16 protein-coding genes are annotated in these 18355 nt (G+C 61.4%); 8 read left to right on the top strand and 8 right to left on the bottom strand.

The genetic code is table 11. From position 1 onward, the window contains the following. The first annotated feature begins 72 nt into the window (after positions 1–72). The 7 genes from KGA96_RS19330 to KGA96_RS19300 all read left to right on the top strand — a co-directional run bounded on the left by KGA96_RS19330 (position 73) and on the right by KGA96_RS19300 (position 7456). Complete coding sequence (locus KGA96_RS19330; protein WP_046038516.1) at positions 73–1158, top strand: ABC transporter ATP-binding protein; 1086 nt, start codon at positions 73–75, stop codon at positions 1156–1158. A gap of 1 nt (position 1159) precedes the next feature. After that, positions 1160–2077, top strand: coding sequence for an ABC transporter permease (locus KGA96_RS19325; RefSeq protein WP_046038517.1), 918 nt, complete (start codon positions 1160–1162; stop codon positions 2075–2077). Beyond that, a complete protein-coding gene (locus KGA96_RS19320) occupies positions 2074–2862 on the top strand; it encodes an ABC transporter permease (protein WP_057714357.1) in 789 nt (262 codons plus the stop codon). Before KGA96_RS19325 ends, KGA96_RS19320 begins: the two co-directional genes overlap by 4 nt. A 16-nt stretch (positions 2863–2878) precedes the next feature. Beyond that, positions 2879–3961: an extracellular solute-binding protein gene (locus tag KGA96_RS19315; protein WP_223514372.1), complete on the top strand. Its 1083-nt coding sequence runs from the start codon at positions 2879–2881 to the stop codon at positions 3959–3961. 139 nt (positions 3962–4100) lie between these two features. Continuing rightward, entirely contained in the window at positions 4101–5297 is a 1197-nt protein-coding gene (locus tag KGA96_RS19310) for an amidohydrolase family protein (RefSeq protein ID WP_223514369.1), read from the top strand. Further along, a complete protein-coding gene (locus KGA96_RS19305) occupies positions 5294–6781 on the top strand; it encodes an amidohydrolase family protein (protein ID WP_223514365.1) in 1488 nt (495 codons plus the stop codon). The genes KGA96_RS19310 and KGA96_RS19305 overlap by 4 nt, the downstream gene beginning before the upstream one ends. A 12-nt stretch (positions 6782–6793) precedes the next feature. Then, positions 6794–7456 carry a flavin reductase family protein gene (locus tag KGA96_RS19300; RefSeq protein ID WP_223514363.1) on the top strand — a complete coding sequence of 221 codons (663 nt, stop codon included), beginning with the start codon at positions 6794–6796 and terminating at the stop codon, positions 7454–7456. Between the two features lie 81 nt (positions 7457–7537). Here KGA96_RS19300 and KGA96_RS19295 read toward each other — a convergent pair whose 3' ends face one another. From KGA96_RS19295 to lexA, 4 genes are read right to left on the bottom strand one after another with little or no spacing between them, the layout of a single operon-like run. Next, complete coding sequence (locus KGA96_RS19295) at positions 7538–10636, bottom strand: error-prone DNA polymerase (protein ID WP_185754746.1); 3099 nt, start codon at positions 10634–10636, stop codon at positions 7538–7540. Beyond that, the gene (locus tag KGA96_RS19290; RefSeq protein WP_046038524.1) at positions 10612–12027 is read right to left on the bottom strand and encodes a Y-family DNA polymerase; all 1416 of its coding nucleotides are present in this window, start codon (positions 12025–12027) and stop codon (positions 10612–10614) included. Before KGA96_RS19290 ends, KGA96_RS19295 begins: the two co-directional genes overlap by 25 nt. Before the next feature lie 7 nt (positions 12028–12034). Then, on the bottom strand, positions 12035–12652 hold the full coding sequence (gene imuA, locus KGA96_RS19285; protein WP_223464388.1) for a translesion DNA synthesis-associated protein ImuA: 618 nt from the start codon (positions 12650–12652) through the stop codon (positions 12035–12037). Next, positions 12652–13269: a transcriptional repressor LexA gene (lexA, locus tag KGA96_RS19280; protein ID WP_046038528.1), complete on the bottom strand. Its 618-nt coding sequence runs from the start codon at positions 13267–13269 to the stop codon at positions 12652–12654. Before lexA ends, imuA begins: the two co-directional genes overlap by 1 nt. A 1367-nt stretch (positions 13270–14636) precedes the next feature. On the opposite strand from lexA, the gene KGA96_RS19275 reads away from it, so the two are divergent. Then, positions 14637–15356: an AAA family ATPase gene (locus KGA96_RS19275; protein ID WP_223514360.1), complete on the top strand. Its 720-nt coding sequence runs from the start codon at positions 14637–14639 to the stop codon at positions 15354–15356. A 70-nt stretch (positions 15357–15426) separates the two neighbouring features. Here KGA96_RS19275 and KGA96_RS19270 read toward each other — a convergent pair whose 3' ends face one another. From KGA96_RS19270 to KGA96_RS19255, 4 genes are read right to left on the bottom strand one after another with little or no spacing between them, the layout of a single operon-like run. Further along, complete coding sequence (locus KGA96_RS19270; protein WP_223514358.1) at positions 15427–15705, bottom strand: DUF971 domain-containing protein; 279 nt, start codon at positions 15703–15705, stop codon at positions 15427–15429. Then, positions 15702–16664 (bottom strand): HEAT repeat domain-containing protein, encoded by a 963-nt coding sequence (locus KGA96_RS19265; RefSeq protein ID WP_223514355.1) that lies wholly within the window; start codon positions 16662–16664, stop codon positions 15702–15704. The genes KGA96_RS19270 and KGA96_RS19265 overlap by 4 nt, the downstream gene beginning before the upstream one ends. Next, positions 16661–17509 (bottom strand): ABC transporter ATP-binding protein, encoded by an 849-nt coding sequence (locus tag KGA96_RS19260; RefSeq protein WP_046038533.1) that lies wholly within the window; start codon positions 17507–17509, stop codon positions 16661–16663. The genes KGA96_RS19265 and KGA96_RS19260 overlap by 4 nt, the downstream gene beginning before the upstream one ends. Then, positions 17509–18291, bottom strand: coding sequence for an ABC transporter permease (locus tag KGA96_RS19255; protein ID WP_046038535.1), 783 nt, complete (start codon positions 18289–18291; stop codon positions 17509–17511). Before KGA96_RS19255 ends, KGA96_RS19260 begins: the two co-directional genes overlap by 1 nt. Positions 18292–18355 lie beyond the last annotated feature (64 nt).

Here is an 18355-nt window from a genome sequence, read left to right as displayed (position 1 = left end):
CGGGCAGATTAATCCGGGTATTTCTAAATTGCATCCAGATTTTGCATACAATAATTAGAGGAATGCACCATAATGGGTCATCCAACAGCAATCGAAGTGCGAAACGTCTCAAAACGATACTCCGACGATCCGGGGCTTGCTCCAGCCCTCGATAACGTCTCGGTGGACATCGCCGACAACGAATTCTTCACCCTGCTCGGCCCCTCCGGTTGCGGCAAAACCACCCTGCTGCGCACCATCGCCGGCTTCGAGCACGTCAGCGAAGGTGAGATCCGCCTTGCGGGCGAGCCGGTCAACGATTTGCCGCCGTTCAAGCGTCGGGTCAACACGGTGTTCCAGAGTTACGCGCTGTTTCCGCACATGAGTGTTGCGCAGAATATCGCCTTCGGCCTCGAGATGCAGGGTCTTGATCGCAAACTGATTCCGCAGCGCGTCGACGAGATGCTCGCGCTGGTGCAAATGCAGCACCTGGCCAGGCGCAAACCGGCTGAACTGTCCGGCGGCCAACAGCAACGGGTGGCTCTGGCCCGGGCCCTGGCGCCAAAACCCAAAGTGCTGTTGCTGGACGAACCGCTGTCGGCCCTGGACCTCAAGCTGCGCAAGGAAATGCAGGTCGAACTCAAGCGCGTGCAGAAAGAAGCCGGGATCACCTTCATTTTCGTCACCCACGATCAGGAAGAAGCCCTGACCCTGTCCGATCGCATCGCCGTGATGTCCGCCGGCAAGATTCTGCAGATCGGCTCGCCCAATGAAATCTACGAGCGTCCGCAACACCAGTTCGTTGCGCAATTCATCGGCGACATCAACTTCCTCCCCGGCCACCTCAAGCGTGGCCAACAGAACGAAAAGCTCTTCGTGCCCAACGGCATGCCCGTGGAAATCCCCTGCCCGGCCCAGGGCTTTGACGGCAATAAGGTGCAACTGGCGTTCCGCCCCGAGCGTTCGCAACTGGTGGAGCCGACGCAGCCACATCACCTGCGCGGTGTGATCGAAGCCGTGCTGTATGTCGGCACGGCCACGCTCTATCAATGCCGCCTGAACAACGACATCAAGGTCATGCTGCGCGAGAACAACGAGGGCCTGAACCACGGGCGGGTGGTGGGCGATCGTGTCGCGGTCAACCTGCCGCCCCACGCCTGCCTGTTGATGGAGGCCTGAGATGAGCGTCAGCAGCACTTCCCCGGCCCTCAACCGCGCGCTGTTGCTCAGCCCGGTGGTTCTGACCCTGCTGGCCCTGATCGCCATTCCGCTGGGCATCATGGGCTACATCAGCCTGCTGCCGCGCAACGTCTATGGCGGCGTCGACTGGCAGGCCAACTGGCAATTGCAAAGTTATGTGCAGCTGTTTTTCCAGGAAGGTTTCGACGGCGAACTGGAACTGAACTGGGTCTACGCCCAGGCGTTGCTGCGTTCGGTGTTCCAGGCCGGTGGCACCACGGTCCTGTGTTTCCTGTTCGGTTTCCCGGTGGCGTTGTGGATGTCGAGCCTGACACCCCGTCGACGCAACCTGATGGTGTTGCTGATCACCATCCCGTTCTGGACCAACCTGCTGATCCGCAACTACGCGTGGCTGATCATCCTGCGCGAACACGGCTGGATCGCCCAGAGCCTCAACGCGCTGTTCCCCCAGGCCGGTGGCATCACCCTGCTCTACAACGACTTCGCGGTCAGCGTCGGCCTGGTCTACAGCTTCCTGCCGTTCATGATTCTGCCGATCTATTCGACCCTGGAAAAACTTGACTGGCGCCTGGTAGAAGCCGCCTACGACCTCGGTGCCAACCGCTGGCACGCATTGCGCCGGATCATCCTGCCGCTGTCGATGCCGGGGGTGATTGCCGGTGCCTTGCTGGTGTTCGTGCCAAGCCTGGGTGCCTTCATTACCCCGGCGATCCTTGGCGGCGGCAAGACGCTGATGATCGGCAACCTGATCCAGCAGCAATTCGGCACCGCGCGCAACTGGCCGCTGGGCAGTTCGCTGTCGTTCCTGTTGCTGGGGATCATGTTGCTGTCCCTGGTGCTGTACGCCCTCTATAGCCGCAATGCCGCCAAGACCCAACGCCCAGGAGCCCAAGCATGATCGCCCTGCACCTGAAGAAACTGCCCCTGACCCGCGAAGTCAGCCTGTTGATGCTGGCCTATCTGTACCTGCCGATATTCGTGCTGATCGCCTACAGCTTCAACGCCAACCGCTCGGCGACGGTGTGGACCGAGTTCTCGTTCGACTGGTACGGGCGAATCCTGGCCAACCCGTCGATCCAGACCGCCGCCCTGAACTCGATCATTGTCGCCAGCATCGCCACCGTTTGTGCCACGGCGATTGCGCTACTTGCGGCCTTGGCGACCTACCGGCCGTTCTACGGGCAGAAAATGGTCGAGGGCGGCATCAACCTGCCGTTGATCCTGCCGGAGATCGTCACCGCCGTGGCCACCCTGCTGCTGTTCATGGCGCTGGGGATCAAGCTCGGTTTGCTGACGGTGATCGTCGCGCACATCGGCTTCTGCATTCCCTTCGCTTACCTGCCGATCCGCGCGCGGCTCAACGACCTGGACAAGAGCCTGCTGGAAGCGGCGAACGACCTGTACGCCAACCCCTGGCAGGTGTTTCGCCGGGTGACCTTGCCGCTGCTGTGGCCGGCGGTGCTGTCCGGTTCGGTGCTGGCGTTCGTGGTCAGCCTCGACGATTTCATCATGACCTTCTTCGTCGCCGGCCCCGGTTCGACAACCCTGCCGGTGTACATCTTCTCGGCCATCAAGGCCGGGGTGACGCCGGAGATCAATGCGATTTCAACGCTGATGCTGGTGATTTCCATCGTGCTGGTGGTGCTGGCCTTCTGGCTGGGACAGCGCGGCAAACAACAATAAGCCTGGAGACTTCTATATGAGCAAGAACGTGAAAAGCCCCCGTTTCGCTGCTGTCAGTTTTGCCGTTGCCGGTCTGGCCTTGAGTTGCTTCACCGCGCTCACTGCGTTCGGCGCCCAGGCCGCCGAGCCCAAGGAACTGTTCTTCTACAACTGGACCGACTACTACCCGGTCGAGCTTTTGGCCAAGTTCGAAAAGGAGACCGGCATCAAGGTCACCATGGACGGCTACGACAGCAACGAAACCCTGCTGGCCAAGTTGCAGGCCGGCGGCGCGGCGTATGACGTGATCGTGCCGTCGCAATCGATCATGCGCACCCTGATCAACCAGGACCTGCTGCTGGAGATCGACGCCTCGGCCCTGCCCAACTTCCAATACGTCAAACCGGCGTTCCGCGACCCGAGCTTCGACCCGGGGCGCAAGTTCTCAGCACCGTACCTGTGGGGCACTACCGGGTTCTCCTATGACAGCGCCCGGGTGCCCGGCGGCAAGCTCGACGACTCGTGGAAAGAGTTCTTCGAGCCGCGCAAGGAACTGCAAGGCCAACTCGCGGCCCTCGACACCTCCAGCAGCGTAATCAACGCCGCCAGTCACTACCTGAATGTCGACGAGTGCAGCGAAAACCCCCAGGACGCCAAGCGCATCCTCGAGCTGCTGCAAAAACAGAAACCCTTCCTGAAGATGTACAGCTCGGACAACACCGTCGACCGCATGGCCTCCGGTGAAGTGATCATGATGCAGAACTGGAACGGTTCTACAGCGCGGGCCACCTTGCAGAAGAGCACCATCAAATACGTGTATCCGAAGGAAGGCCTGGCGATGTTCCAGGACAACTTCGCCGTACCGAAAAGCGCACCGCACCCCGGCAACGCGAAGATCTTCATCGACTGGATGATGAAACCGGAAAACGCCGCCGCCGTGTCCAACGCCATCGCCTACGACAACGGCATCCAGAGCGACAAGCTGATCGACGCCAAGTGGCGGGTGATGGACGCCATCAACATGCCCGACGAATTCGCCTCGCGCCTGCGTCCGGAAAAGGAATGCAGCAACAAGGCGCGGGAGCTGCAGGACCGCATTTGGGCCAAGCTCAAGGGCTGATTGCCTAACTTGAAACCGAGTTGCGGCCATCGCGAGCAGGCTCGCTCCTACAGGGATTTTGTGAACGCCGAAGATCCACTGTAGGAGCGAGCCTGCTCGCGAAGAGGCCCTCTCACACAACACTGAATTTGAGGTTTGTATGACCCAACCCCGCTGGCTGCGCAACGTGCGCCCCTACGGCGCCCCCGCCGAAGACCTGCTGATCGAAAACGGCCGCTTCAGCCAACGCCGCCCGGCCTCGACCACCGAACTGCTCGCCACCGACATCGACGGCCAGAACCAACTGCTCACCCCCGCCCTGGTGGAAAGCCACGTACACCTGGACAAAACCCTCTGGGGCCAACCCTGGCGCCCCAACAGTGCCGGCCCGACCCTCAAGGACTATATCGCCAACGAACGGCGCATCCTGCGCGAAGTCACCACGCCCATCGCACAACGGGCCGGCGCCCTGCTAGAAAACTGCATCGCCCGCGGCTCGCTGACCATGCGTTGCCACGTCGACATCGATCCGGAGTTCGGCCTGCGACATGTCGAGGCCATGCAGCAACTGCGTGAAAACTACCGCGACCTGATCGACCTGCAACTGGTGGTGTTCCCGCAGACTGGTTTGATCAGCCGCCCCGGCACCGCCGAACTGATGCGCGAAGCCATGGCCCTGGGTGTGGAGAACGTCGGTGGTTTGGACCCGTGCGGTATCGACAACGACCCCATCGCACAACTGGATTTCGTGTTCAAACTGGCCAGCGAGTTCGACCGTGGCGTCGACATTCACCTGCATGACAAGGGTGAGCTGGGCCTGTGGCAGATCGCCCTGATCGCCGACTACACCGAGCGCTACGGCCGCCAGGGTCGGGTAATGATCAGCCATGCGTACTGCCTGGGGATGTTGCCGTGGAGCCAGGTCAAACCGGTGGCCGAGCGCCTGGCGGCACTGGGTATTTCGCTGATGAGTTCAGCCCCGGCCGATTGTGCGGTGCCGCCGTTCCTGGCCTTGCGCGAAACCGGTGTGAATGTGTGCCTGGGCTCGGACGGCATTCGTGATGCGTGGTCGCCCATGGGCAACGGCGACATGCTGGAGCGGGCGATGTTGCTGGCGTTCCGTTTCGATTTGAACAAGGACGAAGAACTGGCGGCGGCGTTCGAGGCGGCGACCGGCAACGGCGCCCAGGCGCTGGGTTGCGAAGCCAATCGCCTGGAGATCGGCCAGCCGGCGGACTTCCTGCTGATGCCAGTGCAAACACTGGGCGAAGCCGTGGTTTCGCGGCCGTTGCGTCAGGTCTATCGCGCGGGCCGATTGATTGCTGCGGGCGGTCGTTTGCTGGAAAGCCGTTTGTGAAGCGCATCGGCTTGCGCGCCAGTTGCGTGGTCGGCTTCGACGGCACGCAGCATGTGCTGTGGCGCGACGGCGAAGTGGTGTTCGCAGGCTCACACATCGAGTTTGTCGGGCGCGGTTATCCGGGCCCGGTGGATCAGTGGATCGATTACGGCAACGCGCTGATCGGCCCCGGCTTCATCGATCTGGATGCCCTTGGCGATCTCGACTCCACGGTGCTGACCCTGGACAACGGCGACGAGCGCGACCTGGGCCGGATGTGGTCGGCGCAGTATCTGGCGCGTGGATCGCGGGAAAGCTACAGCCCCGAAGAAGAAGTCTTCAAATACCGCTACGCCTTCACGCAACTGATCCGCAACGGCATCACCACGGCCATGCCGATCACCTCGATGTATTACCGCGAGTGGGCCGAGACCTACGACGAATTTGCCGCGGTGGCCGGTGTGGCTGCCGAACTGGGGCTGCGCACTTACCTCGGCCCTTGCTACATGAGCGGCATGAGTTACTGGCAGGCCGATGGAACCCTGGCGCACCACTGGGACGAAGCCCGGGGCATGGCAGGCCTCGATGGAGCCGAACGGTTTTTCCGGGATTTCGACGGTGCGCACAACGGCTTGATTCGTAGCGCGCTGCTGCCTGATCGCATCCAGACCTGTACCCCGGCGCTGCTGCAACGTACCGCCGCGCTGAGTCGGGAGTTGAACGCACCGATGCGCTTGCATTGCTGCCAGGGCCTCGGTGAAGTGGCGATGGTCGAGCAACTTCGCGGTACTTCGCCACTGGGCTGGTTGCAGCAGCTTGGGCTTTTGAACCCGCGCAGCCTGCTGCCCCACGGCATCTACACCCGAGGCGATGACGACCTGCAACGGGTGGTGGATGGCGGCGCGAGCCTGGTGCATTGCCCGGTGGTGTTTGCCCGGGACGGCGAGGCACTGAATTCGTTTGGGCGCTATCGGGCCAAGGGCATCAACTTCGCCCTGGGCACCGACACCTGGCCGGCGGACTTGCTGGACAACATGCGCCAGGGCTTGAACATCGCCCGCCTTATGGAGGGCGGCAACGCACTCACCAGCACACTGGATTTGTACAACGCCGCCACCCTTGGCGGCGCCAAGGCTTTGGGCCGTGATGATCTCGGACGTCTGGCGTCCGGGGCCAAGGCCGACATCACCGTGTTCTGCCTGCGCGGCCTGCACTTGGGCCCCTTGTTCGACCCACTGAAAAACCTGGTGCTGGCCGGCCGTGGTGACGACTGCATCGCCAGCTACATCGACGGCCGTTGCCTGATGCGGGACGGCCAGGTCGAGAGCGTCGACTACCCCGCCCTGCAACGCCAGGCCCAACAACAATTCGAAAAACTGATGCGCAGCCACAGCGACCGGGCCTTCGGCCAACCGGACTGGAAAAGCCTGTTCCAGCCAGCCATCCCGTTCGCCGACGACTACAGCGCCCACGCGCCATTGAGCGCGATTGATCCACTTCTCTAGAGATTCCTGCCCATGCAAAGCTTCGACTTCAGCACATTGAGCCCAAGGGACAAATACAAGATTCTGATTGGCAGTGTGGTGCCCCGCCCTATTGCACTGGTCACCACCGTCGACGGCGAAGGCCGGATCAACGCAGCGCCGTTCAGCTTTTTCAATGCGCTTTCCGCCGATCCACCAATCCTCGCGCTGGGCGTGGAAAACTACGGCGACCAAAGCCCCAAGGACACCACCCGCAACATTCAGCTCAACCAGGAATTCACCGTGAACATCGTCAGCGATGCGCTGGTGGAAGCCATGAACGTCTGCGCCGTGCCCTTCGCTCCCGGTTTCGATGAACTGACCGCCGCCGGCCTCACCGCCATCCCCGGCACCACAGTCAAATGCCCACGCATCGGCGAAGCCCCAGTGGCGCTGGAGTGCCGGCGGATGATGGCGCTGTCCATCGGCCAATCCCGGGAGATCATCTTTGGTGAAGTGCTGATGGCCCACGTGCGGGACGAACTGATCGATCCGAAAACCCTGTACATCGATCAGTTGAGGCTGGATGCGATCGGACGCATGGGCGGGCATGGCTATGCGCGCACGCGGGATTACTTCGACCTGCCGACACGCTCGTTGCAGGCCTGGACCGATGCGCCGGGGGGTGGGGAGCGGTTTTGGCCGCTGGCCAAATAACAGGCATCAACACAAACCCTGTGGGAGCGGCTTTTGTGGCAAGGGGGCTTGCCCCCTCGCCACAAAAGCTCCCGCCGTGGATCAGTGAAAATCCCGACTGCGCACGCTAATCCCATCCAACAACGCACTCAGATCACTCAACCGCCCGGCTATCAGATGCCGGACCTCGCCCTCCTTCTCCCAGCGCCCATCGACCTTGAGCAACTGCGAGCCGACCAACACCTGGCGCTGGCGCTCGGCAAGGTCGCGCCACACCACCACGTTGACGTTGCCGAACTCGTCCTCAAGGGTGACGAAGGTGACGCCGCTGGCGGTGGCCGGGCGTTGTCGGCCAGTGACCAGCCCGGCGACGCTGACCGGCCGCCCGTGCTCGACGTCCAGCAACTCCTTCGAACTGCGGCAGCGCCGCGCCTTCAACTCACCGCGCAACAGGGCCAACGGATGCGGCCCGAGGGTGGTGCCGACACTGGCGTAATCGGCTTGCAGGTCCTCGCCTACGGTGGGCTTTGGCAACGACACCGCGTCCTCCTCCTGGCTCGGCACGCCGGCGAACAAACCCAACTGCTTTTGTACCCCGGCCACTTCCCAGCGTGCCCGATGCCGGTCGCTGGCCAAGCCACGCAACGCGCCGGCATCGGCCAGTTGCTCCTGGGTGCGGGCATCGAGTCGCGCCCGCTCGCCGAGGTCGGCGATGTCGGCAAACGCGCCTTTGGAGCGTGCCGCCTCGATGCGTCGGGCATCGTCCTCGCGAAAACCCTTGATCATGCGTAGCCCCAAGCGAATCGCCGGTTGCGCATCGGCGATCGGCTCCAGGCTGCAATCCCAGTCACTGGCGCGCACGTCCACCGGGCGAACCTGCAAATGATGACGCCGAACGTCCTGCAGAATCTGGTCCGGGCTGTAGAACCCCATGGGCCAGCTGTTGATCAGCGCACAGGCGAAGGCCGCCGGCTCGTGGCATTTCAACCAGCAACTGGCGTAGGTCAGCAAGGCAAAACTGGCCGCGTGGGACTCGGGAAAACCGTAGCTGCCAAAGCCCTTGATCTGCTCGAAGATCTGCGCGGCAAACTCGGCGGTATAGCCGTTTTTTTTCATTCCGGCGGCCAGCCGTTCCTTGTGTGGTTCAAGCCCGCCGTGGCGTTTCCAGGCGGCCATCGAGCGGCGTAGCTGGTCGGCCTCGCCGGGGCTGTAGTCGGCGGCGACGATGGCGATCTGCATGACCTGTTCCTGAAACAGCGGCACGCCGAGGGTGCGCTTGAGCACCACCTCCAGTTCCGGTGACGGATACGCCTCCGGTTCTTCCTTGTTCCGGCGCCGCAGGTACGGATGCACCATGCCGCCCTGGATCGGCCCCGGCCGAACGATGGCGACCTCGATCACCAGGTCGTAAAACGTCTTCGGCCTGAGCCTCGGCAGCATCGACATCTGCGCCCGGGATTCGATCTGGAACACGCCGATGGTGTCGGCCCGACCGATCATTTCGTAGGTGGCCGCATCTTCGGCCGGGATGGTCGCCAAGCTCAAGTCCAGCCCCCGGTGCCGGCGCAGCAGATCGAAACATCGGCGAATCGCGCTGAGCATGCCCAGCGCCAGGATATCGACCTTGAGCAAACCGACCGCATCGAGGTCATCCTTGTCCCACTGGATGATGGTGCGCTCGGCCATGGCGGCATTTTCCACCGGCACCAGACTGTCCAGCGGCTGCTCGGAAATCACGAAACCGCCGGGGTGCTGGGACAAATGCCGGGGGAAGCCGATCAACTGCCCCGTCAGGCTCAACACCCGGCGCAGCACCGGGCTCTCCGGATCAAACCCGCCCTCGCGCAGACGTTCAACGGGAGGCGTTTCATCGCTCCAGTGCCCGCAACAATCGGCCAGGGCGTTGATCTGGTCCGGCGGCAAGCCCAGTGCCTTGGCCACATCGCGCACCGCGCCGGCCGCATGGTAAGTGCTGACCACCGCCGTCAGTGCCGCTCGGGTTCGACCATAGCGCTGGAACACGTACTGCAAGACTTCTTCGCGGCGTTCATGCTCGAAATCGACGTCGATATCCGGCGGCTCGTTGCGCTCTTTGGAGAGAAAACGCTCGAACAACAGCGTGGTGCGATCCGGATCGATTTCGGTGATGCCCAAGGCGAAGCACACTGCCGAGTTGGCGGCAGAACCACGACCCTGACAAAGAATCTGTTGCTGGCGGGCAAAGCGGACGATGTCGTGGACTGTCAGGAAATAGCTTTCATAGCCCAGCTCCGCGATCAGTTGCAGCTCCTTGTCGATCTGCACCAGCACTTCGCTTTTCGGCCCTTTTGGCCAGCGCCACTCGATGCCTTCCTCGGTCAAATGACGCAGCCACGAGGACGCCGAGTGCCCTTGTGGCACCAGCTCACGGGGATATTGATAACACAACTGGCCAAGATCAAAGGTGCAGCGCCGGGCGATGTTCAGCGTTTCAGCGAGCAAGTCGGGCGGATAAAGCGCCTGCAGCACGTCGAGGCTGCGCAGATGGCGTTCGCCGTTGGGGTGCAGGCGCAACCCGGCATCGGCCACCGGCAGGTGATGACGGATCGCGGTCATGGTGTCCTGCAAGGCGCGCCGGCCGCGTGCGTGCATGTGCACATCGCCACTGGCCACAGCCGTAATGCGTAACTCCCTGGCCAGGCTCAGCAGATCGTTCAGGCGCCGGGCATCGTCCTGACCGCGATGCAACTGCACCGCCAGCCACAGGCGCTCGGCGAAGACCTGTTTGAGCCAGCGGCCCTGTTCAAAGGCATCGACAGCGTCCGGCACCCACAACGCCAGCAATCCCGGCAAGGGTTCGCTGAAATCCTCGCGCAGCACCTGATACTGGCCTTTCTGCGTACGGCGCCGGGCGCGGGTGATCAATCGGCACAGCGCCTGATAGCCCTCGAGGCTCTCCACCAGCAGCACCAGTTTCGGACCGTTCTCGATGCGTATTTCACTGCCGATGATCAGCGGCAACTCCACGGACTTCGCTGCCTGCCAAGCGCGAACGATGCCCGCCAGGGTGCATTCGTCGGTGATCGCCAGGGCTTGATAACCCTGTTTTTTCGCGCGCCGGAACAGCTCGAGGGCACTGGAGGCACCTCGCTGGAAGCTGAAGTTCGACAGGCAGTGCAATTCGGCATAGTCGTTGCTCATGCGAACCAGCCCTGCAACCACAGCGGGCCGTCCTCACCGACCGCCCGGTAGGCCCAGCCCTGTTGGCCGGCACGGGTTTCGATCAGGTAATAGTCACGGCGTACGTCGTCGCCGTCCCACCAGCCGGACTCAATACGCTCCGGCCCCATGAGGATGCGCGCCGAGCCCTGATGCACCGCCAGCGGTTCAGTCAGCAGCCAGCCCGGCCGTTTCACCGCGGCCGGCACCGCGCAGGGCTGGCTATCGGCACGGGCCTGCCACGCGCACTCGGGGCGGTGATCGGCCTGGAAGCGCAAGCCATGCACCGCGTCATCCCCCAGCCGTGCACGCAGGCGCTCGCGCAGTTGTTCCCAGGGCAAGGACTGCTGCGGGCGATCGTCGAACAGTTCCTGATGCTGGGGCACGAAGGTCGGCAAATCCTCGGCGCGCAAGCGAAAGCCGCGCACCGGCGCCTCGACCTGGACTTGCTCCAGCCGCCCCCGGGCCAGTTCGAAGAGCATCGCCGGATCGCGCTCGGCGCTGAGCAGGCCGACCTTGATGAGCGTGTCCGGCAACCCGGCGTGCTCCAGATGCAGGTCGAAACGCTGTACGCCGCTGTCGCGACCACAGAGGAACGCCGACAGGTCGCCGGTCAACCGGCGCAACGGAAACAGCAGGGCTTGATGGGACTGCACATCGAAATTGAGCTCGATACGCACATCGAAGCGGTCCGGCGGCAGGTAAAACGCCAGGGCCAGCCGCCGCGAACCGAACAGGGCATCCAGATGCTTGAGCACCTGGGCCTCGAAACGCCGGGCCAGGCTATGCCGGGGCAACGCCTGCACCTGGCTCAAGGTGCGCAAGCCCATGCGCGACAAGGCCGTGGCGACCGAGGCTTCGAGGCCGATCCGGTCGACGGGCATTTGCCCCAGGTGATGCTGCAAGGCTTGATCGTCCGGCACCACCAGACCGTCATAGGCGTTGGCCAGCACCCGCGCCGCCACCGGGTTGGGCGCGGCCGCGATGCGGTGCCGAAACCCCAGTTCGCCGAGTTCTCGGCGCAGAAGCGCTTCGAATTGCGGCCAGGCGCCGAACAAGCCGAGGCTGGACTCGATCTCGAACACTACGGCCCGGGGGTAATGCACGCTGACCTGGGAACTGAAACGATAGGCCCAGGCGGCGAGAAACTGCTGCCAGTGGTCGATTTCAGCGGCGTCGTATTCGGCCGTGACAAAGCCTTTGCTCAAGGCCTGTGCCGCGCTCATGGACTGGCCCGGACGCAAGCCCAGCGCCCGCGCCGCGCCGTTGACGGCCTGCAGCACCCGGCGCTGGGCCGGGCCGGTCAGCAACGCCAGGGGTTCATCGGGATCGGCGCGCTGACGCAGTACCGCGTCCAGCGCCAATTGCGGGAAAAGAATGCAGACCCAGCGCATGGCAACCTCAATGCCCCACGGCGAAGGCAATCGGCGCCGAACGGGCCAGGCCGCCGCGGCACTTGAGCACGCGCAGTTGCGCCGGTCGGGCATCGATGGCAATGCGCAGGGCCGCCGGCGAAGGGTTGATCGCTTCACCGAGGGGACGATAGGCGAAGGCCAGGGTCTGGCCGGTTTCCGCCGCCACCTGCAAGCGGCGCAAGGCGCGGTCATCGGCCTTGTGCGGCCAGCACAGCACCGCACCGCAACTGCCCGAACGCAGGCATTGTTCCGCCGCCCACAGCGCATCGCGCTCGCTGGCCCGGATGATCGACAACTGACGCAGATCGACCCCGGCGCCCTGCCACGCCTGGGGATACGGCACATAAGGCGGCGCCACCAGCACGATGCGTTCGCCCGCCGCCGACAGCCGTGCCAGCGTCGGCCACACCAGTTGCAACTCGCCCACGCCCTGCCCGGCCAACAGGATTTCTGTCAGCGCCGCCTCCGGCCAGCCACCGCTGGGCAATGCGGCGTCCAGCGCGGCATGCCCGGTGGGCTGCGGGCTGGCAGCCGGCGGCGCAGGCCGGCCCCTCCAGACCTGGCCGCCATTGAACAGCGTATCCAGCGCAACGACGGCGCCCATCAGCCTTGCCTCACCAGGCCACAGAACACGCCTTCGATGGCCAGGTCCCGGTCGGCCTCGACAATGATCGGCTGGTAGGCCGGGTTGCGTGGCAGCAGGCGAACCACATCGCCGACCCGCTCGAAGCGCTTGATGGTGACTTCGCCGTCGAGCCGCGCCACGACGATCTGGCCATTAACGGCCTCGGGGCTGCGGTGCACGCCCACCAGATCGCCGTCGAGAATGCCGTCCTCGATCATCGAATCACCCCGCACCCGCAACATGTAGTCCGGCACCCGCGAGAAGATCGACGGATCGAGCAGCAAGCGGCTGTGCACCTCGGCATCGGCACCGATCGGCGCACCAGCCGCCACCCGGCCCAGCACCGGGATGTCCAGCAACTCGGGACGCGGCGGCTGCCCGAGCAGGCGAATGCCCCGGGCCTGATTCGGGTTGACCTCGATAAACCCGGCTTCGGTCAACGCCAGCACATGCTTGCGCGCCACGCTGCGGGAGGCGAAACCGAACGCCTCGCTGATTTCAGCGAGGCTCGGAGGCTGACCGTGCTCGGCGATGCGATCGCGGATAAAGGTCAGGATGGCGGTACGGCGGGGAGTCAGAGTCGTCATGGAGTACATTTGTACTCTTTTGGCTTTTTCCTGGCAAGGACTTGTAGGAGCTGTCGAGTGAAACGAGGCTGCGATCTCTTGAGGCCAGAGCAAAAAGATCGCAGCCTGCGGCAGCTCCTACAGGAGACCGGTTCAAACGTAACGTCCAGCGCTCCTTACTCGAACAAAACGGGCGATCAAAAAACGAGGTCTACCGTTCGTCGCCTTTCTAAAAAAATCAGCATCTAAAGAAAATAAAAACTCATAAAAAAGTACGAAAAGCACATTTACCCCTACAGAAATATCCTACTTAACATAGCAAGATCACTTCTGCTTACCGAAAACTAAAGCACAGTTTCAAAAAGGAATTTCACAGTTCCACGCCAGAAACTAGCCGCACTAGATACAAACCAAACCACTAAGGCTCCTAATATCACGTAGGGCTTACCTTAAAACATTATAGGAAAAGTCTTACAACGCAAAAAACCCTCGCTTGCACCCAACACTAAAATCAACTAATTCTTGCAGCACCTCTTAACATCAAACGACAAACCACACGAGCAAAAGCAAAATGAAAAACAACAAACCTGAAAAACGCCATTCAATTAACGAAAGAAAAGAAGTAACGACCCCACCCCCATAGAGAAGTCAATCATGCCTAAAAATATTCTGCCCAGAGTTCTCACCCTAACGTCCATATTCATAAAAGAACAACTAAAAGAACCCATCGCTTTTTTCTGGATCATGATATCACCTTGTGCGATGTTCTATTTTTTTGCAACAACCAGGCAAGACCCCAACTATTTTTCGAGCAACTACATTACTATTTCAGCATGGTTTTATGCCTATATATCCTCTAGCGTCGCGTTATTCGGATTCGCCTTTTACATAATCGGAAGAAGGGAAAGCGGATTCACCCGATCATTTATTTACTCCAAGGAATCGAAACTGATTTTTCTTTTATCGCACTTCATTGCCTACTCGTTAATATCGATATCTTATTGCGCAACCTTTTACTTAATGACCAAATTCCCATTTGGAAACTATGCCTTCAATGAACTATTGAATATAGCACTACGCTTTTACATCTGCTTTATCATGTTTTGCACTTTCGGGGCTGCATTCTCATTGCTACCGATCAATTTTCAGAACTCGAACACTCTGCTTTCCATTTTTTCGTTCTGCATGCTGATTCTCGGTGTAATGAGTGCCAGCAGATCAAACCCCATCACCGATACTTTGAACCTCGCAAACCCACTAACACTTGCAAGCCAGATAATGGAACAAGGTCTTGAATCCAACAAACTCATCACGACAGCAATAATTCTTTTATTTATTTCAGTACTGCACAAAACGTTCAAGCACCTAAGAATCAATCCCGTATGGAGCCGATACTGATGAAAAAATTCACGGCGCAGAGCATTGACTTCTCCTATACAGACAACCCCCTCTTGACCCAGGCATCTCTTGAGGTTGCTCAAGGCGACATTGTCGGCATTCTGGGACCCAATGGATCTGGGAAAACAACTTTTTTCGATATCGTCTGTGACCTCAAAAAAGCAAAGTCCGGTTTCATAAAAAATGACTTCAGCCACTTTTTATACCTTTCTCAAATCATCTCCACACCCCCACCATTGCGCATGCGTGACATCTTTAAAATGGTGACTGCGCTTTCATCAAGCGAGCCCATGACACAAGATAAAACCCTGAAAAAATTAAGTGCGTGGAGCCCTGCAATAATTGACCGATACCAAGACATATGGAACAAAAAATCATCGCTATGCAGCTACGGAGAGACACGCTGGTTCTTTACTCTCTCTCTTCTTTCAATTTCTGCAGACTTCGTGATTCTCGACGAACCTACTGCCGGTGTAGATCCAGAATTTCGTCGCTATATTTGGCAATGCCTTCGCGGCGCCGCCAGGGAGGGCACCGCTATTCTGGTCTCCTCGCATAATGTTGATGAAGTAATTAACCATTGTGATTATTTTTACATGATTAGCCAGCAACGCTTCAATCGCTTTGCCAATGGTAGTGAGTTCATGCATCGGTATGGCGTAAAGACTGTGGACGATGCGTTTATCCGAGCCGTTACTGAACCTGTATTCGCAACATAAGCAACTGGAAGCGCACACGGGGGGAGCTGCCGCAGACCGCGACAACTCCCGATGAGGAATGGAATTCGATTCAGTCGGTAAGCCCAGCAAGATAAGCCCACGGATAAATCCCCCGCTCATGCCCATCGCTGAAGACCAATTGCAGACCATACCCCTGCGAGTGCAATTCGATCACCTGAACCCGCGCATCCACCATTGGCGCCATCCCCCGCAACCGAAACGCCCGGCACTGCGAGCACGGGCACTGGCGGCGCAGTTCGGCGTGGCCCAGTCGCTGTTCGCGACCATCCGGCCAGTTCAGGCGCAACTGCTGTTTGCTGCGGGAATTGCCAATCGCCAGCGGGTTCATTGCAGTTGACTCAAGGCAATGCGCACGGCCTTGCGCACTTCAGGGTCGCCGTCGTCTTGTGCGCCCTGCAATGCCGCAATGGCTCGTGGGTCGTTCAATTCGCCGAGGGCCAACGCGGCTTCCTTGCGCAGGTTGCTGATGCGGTGGCCGAGGGTGTCGATCAGCGCTTCGAGCGCAGGTACAAAACGCAAGCGACCGAGGCTGCGGGTGGCGCGCAGACGCACTTGCCAGTAATCGTCGTCCAGGGCGTCGATCAGGGCCGGGCCGGCGTCGAGGTGGCCGACCTTGCCCAGGGTGGTGGCGGCTTCCTCGCGGACTTGCCAGGCAGCGTCGCGCAAGGCCTGGCGCAGGGCCGGCAGCACCTGTGCGTCAGACGCCAGGCCCAGTGCCCCGGTGGCGGCACGTCGCACGTCGGTGTCCGGATCAGCGCTGGCCAGCCGCGCCAGTACCGGCAAGGCATCGAGTTGCTTGAGCCAGCCGAGCACGCCCACCGCCTCGCGGCGCACGCTGGCGCTTTCATCGTCCAGTGCCCGGGCAGCCGCATCGGCGGCATCGGGGCAACGCAACTCGCGCAACGCCCTGAACGCGGCGATGCGTACGCCGCTGTCGGCGTGCCCGGTCCACGGCAGGATGACCCGGCCCGCCGCTTCACTTTTGAGCAGACTGAGGCTTTGCGCAGCGGCCACCTGCACCGCCGGGGATGGATCCGTCAGGGCCTGGCACAACGCTTCGACCACCGGTTCGTCCTCCCAGGCTTCCAGCAGGCGTGCGGCTTCGGCGCGAACGTCTGCAATCGGGTCTTCGGCCAGTCGATTGATCAACCACAGCAGGCCGTCCGGCTCCTCGAGATCGGCCAGTTCGATCAGTGCGATCCGGCGCACACCGGCATCCTCGTCAGTCAGGCGCGGTTGCAGGGCAAGAATGTCGTCGTTATCGGTTACATCGAATAGTGAGGTCATAGGGCAAATCGCGGCAGTTTGGTTTCAGGGGGAAGTCCGAGCGGGTTCAGGCGCGGCAGTTGCCGGCCGTCTTCGTGCCGCAGGAGTTCGAGGCAATGGCGCTTGAGGTGCGAGAATTCAGGGCGGGTCACCAGTTCCGTGCTGCGCGGCCGGGGGAAGTCCAGGCGCAGGTCTTCGATGATTCGTCCGGGGCGCGAGCTCATGACCAGCAGGCGATCGGCGAGGAACAGCGCTTCGTCGATGTCATGGGTGACAAACACCACGGTGGTGCGGATGCGCGTCCAGATGTCCAGCAGCAGTTCCTGCATGTTCAATCGGGTCAGGGCATCGAGGGCACCGAAGGGCTCGTCCATCAGCAACAGGCGCGGACGGTTGACCAGCACCCGGGCAATTTCCACCCGTTGCTGCATGCCGCCGGAGAGCTGGTCGGGCCAGCGCCCGGCAAAGCCTTCGAGGCCCACCAGGGCGAGGATTTCATCCGCCGCCTTGTGCCGTTCGGCCTTGCCGATGCCTTGCATTTTCAAGCCGAACGCCACGTTATCGCGCACCGTGCGCCACGGAAACAATGTGTGCTGCTGGAACACCATGCCGCGCTGGGGCGATGGGCCCGACACCGCTGCGCCATCGACATTCAGCGTGCCGGTACGCGGTTGCAGGTGGCCGGCCAGGGCGCCGAGCAAGGTCGATTTGCCGCAACCGGACGGCCCGAGAATGCACACGAACTGCCCCGGCTCGATCTGGCAATCGAGGCCCTGCACCGCTTCGAAAGCAGTGTCGCCCTCGCCCAGGCTGATCGACAGCCCGCGAATATCGATACGCCCTTCCAGATGTTGAAAAACGCTCATCAGGCTTTTCCTCGTGGTCGATGCCAAGGCGTGAACAGCCCGCCCAGACGCTTGATCAACAGACTGCTGCCCATCCCGAGCACGCCGATCAGCAACATGCCGACCACGATGTCGGCGTAGTTCTGGATGGTGTAGGACTCCCAGGTGTAATAGCCGATGCCGAATTGGCCGGAGATCATTTCCGCCGTCACCAGGCAGAACCACGAGGTGCCCATGCCGATGGCCAGGCCGGTGATGATGCTGGGCGCGGCACCCGGAAGAACGACCTCCAGCAGGATGGCCCGGCGCCCTGCCCCGAGGCTTTTCGCCGAGGCGATCAGCCGTGGGTCGACGCCTTCGACGCCGTGCACGGTGTTGAGCAGGATCGGGAACAGCGCGCCGGTGAAGGTGATGAACACCATCGACAGCTCCGACGAGGGAAACATCAGGATCGCCAGGGGAATCCACGCCACCGCCGGGATCGGGCGCAGCACTTCCAGGGGCGGCAACAACAGATCTTCGGCCCATTTCGAGCGGCCGATGGCCAAGCCCAGGGCCACGCCGACGATCAGTGCCGCGAGGTAACCGGCGAATACCCGACCGAGGCTGCTGCCCAGATGCTGCGCGAGTTTGCCCGAGTCGCCGAGGCCGAGGGCGGCTTCAACGACCGCCACGGGTGTCGGGACATTGGCGAAGGTCACCAGGCCGAGGTTCCAGTGGTGGCTGGCGGCGAGTTGCCAGAATACGAGGCAGAGCAGTAAGGATGCGGCTCTGGGAATCCAGCGTGAATATGATCGGTACACAAATCCTCCTCTCGACTCAAACCTTGTAGGAATGAGCCTGCTCGCGATAGCGGTTTCACGTTCA

The sequence above is a fragment of the Pseudomonas sp. GL-R-26 genome, assembly GCF_019947365.1.
Lineage (GTDB): Bacteria > Pseudomonadota > Gammaproteobacteria > Pseudomonadales > Pseudomonadaceae > Aquipseudomonas.
This window is presented reverse-complemented; position numbering and strand designations above follow the sequence as displayed.

What these genes read in the sequence shown, in the direction of transcription:
- KGA96_RS19330 (WP_046038516.1), top strand. Translation starts at nt 73, where the DNA reads ATGGGTCATCCAACAGCAATCGAAGTGCGAAACGTCTCAAAACGATAC.
- KGA96_RS19325 (WP_046038517.1), top strand. Translation starts at nt 1,160, where the DNA reads ATGAGCGTCAGCAGCACTTCCCCGGCCCTCAACCGCGCGCTGTTGCTC.
- KGA96_RS19320 (WP_057714357.1), top strand. Translation starts at nt 2,074, where the DNA reads ATGATCGCCCTGCACCTGAAGAAACTGCCCCTGACCCGCGAAGTCAGC.
- KGA96_RS19315 (WP_223514372.1), top strand. Translation starts at nt 2,879, where the DNA reads ATGAGCAAGAACGTGAAAAGCCCCCGTTTCGCTGCTGTCAGTTTTGCC.
- KGA96_RS19310 (WP_223514369.1), top strand. Translation starts at nt 4,101, where the DNA reads ATGACCCAACCCCGCTGGCTGCGCAACGTGCGCCCCTACGGCGCCCCC.
- KGA96_RS19300 (WP_223514363.1), top strand. Translation starts at nt 6,794, where the DNA reads ATGCAAAGCTTCGACTTCAGCACATTGAGCCCAAGGGACAAATACAAG.
- KGA96_RS19290 (WP_046038524.1), bottom strand. Translation starts at nt 12,027, where the DNA reads ATGCGCTGGGTCTGCATTCTTTTCCCGCAATTGGCGCTGGACGCGGTA.
- imuA (WP_223464388.1), bottom strand. Translation starts at nt 12,652, where the DNA reads ATGGGCGCCGTCGTTGCGCTGGATACGCTGTTCAATGGCGGCCAGGTC.
- lexA (WP_046038528.1), bottom strand. Translation starts at nt 13,269, where the DNA reads ATGTACTCCATGACGACTCTGACTCCCCGCCGTACCGCCATCCTGACC.
- KGA96_RS19275 (WP_223514360.1), top strand. Translation starts at nt 14,637, where the DNA reads ATGAAAAAATTCACGGCGCAGAGCATTGACTTCTCCTATACAGACAAC.
- KGA96_RS19270 (WP_223514358.1), bottom strand. Translation starts at nt 15,705, where the DNA reads ATGAACCCGCTGGCGATTGGCAATTCCCGCAGCAAACAGCAGTTGCGC.
- KGA96_RS19265 (WP_223514355.1), bottom strand. Translation starts at nt 16,664, where the DNA reads ATGACCTCACTATTCGATGTAACCGATAACGACGACATTCTTGCCCTG.
- KGA96_RS19260 (WP_046038533.1), bottom strand. Translation starts at nt 17,509, where the DNA reads ATGAGCGTTTTTCAACATCTGGAAGGGCGTATCGATATTCGCGGGCTG.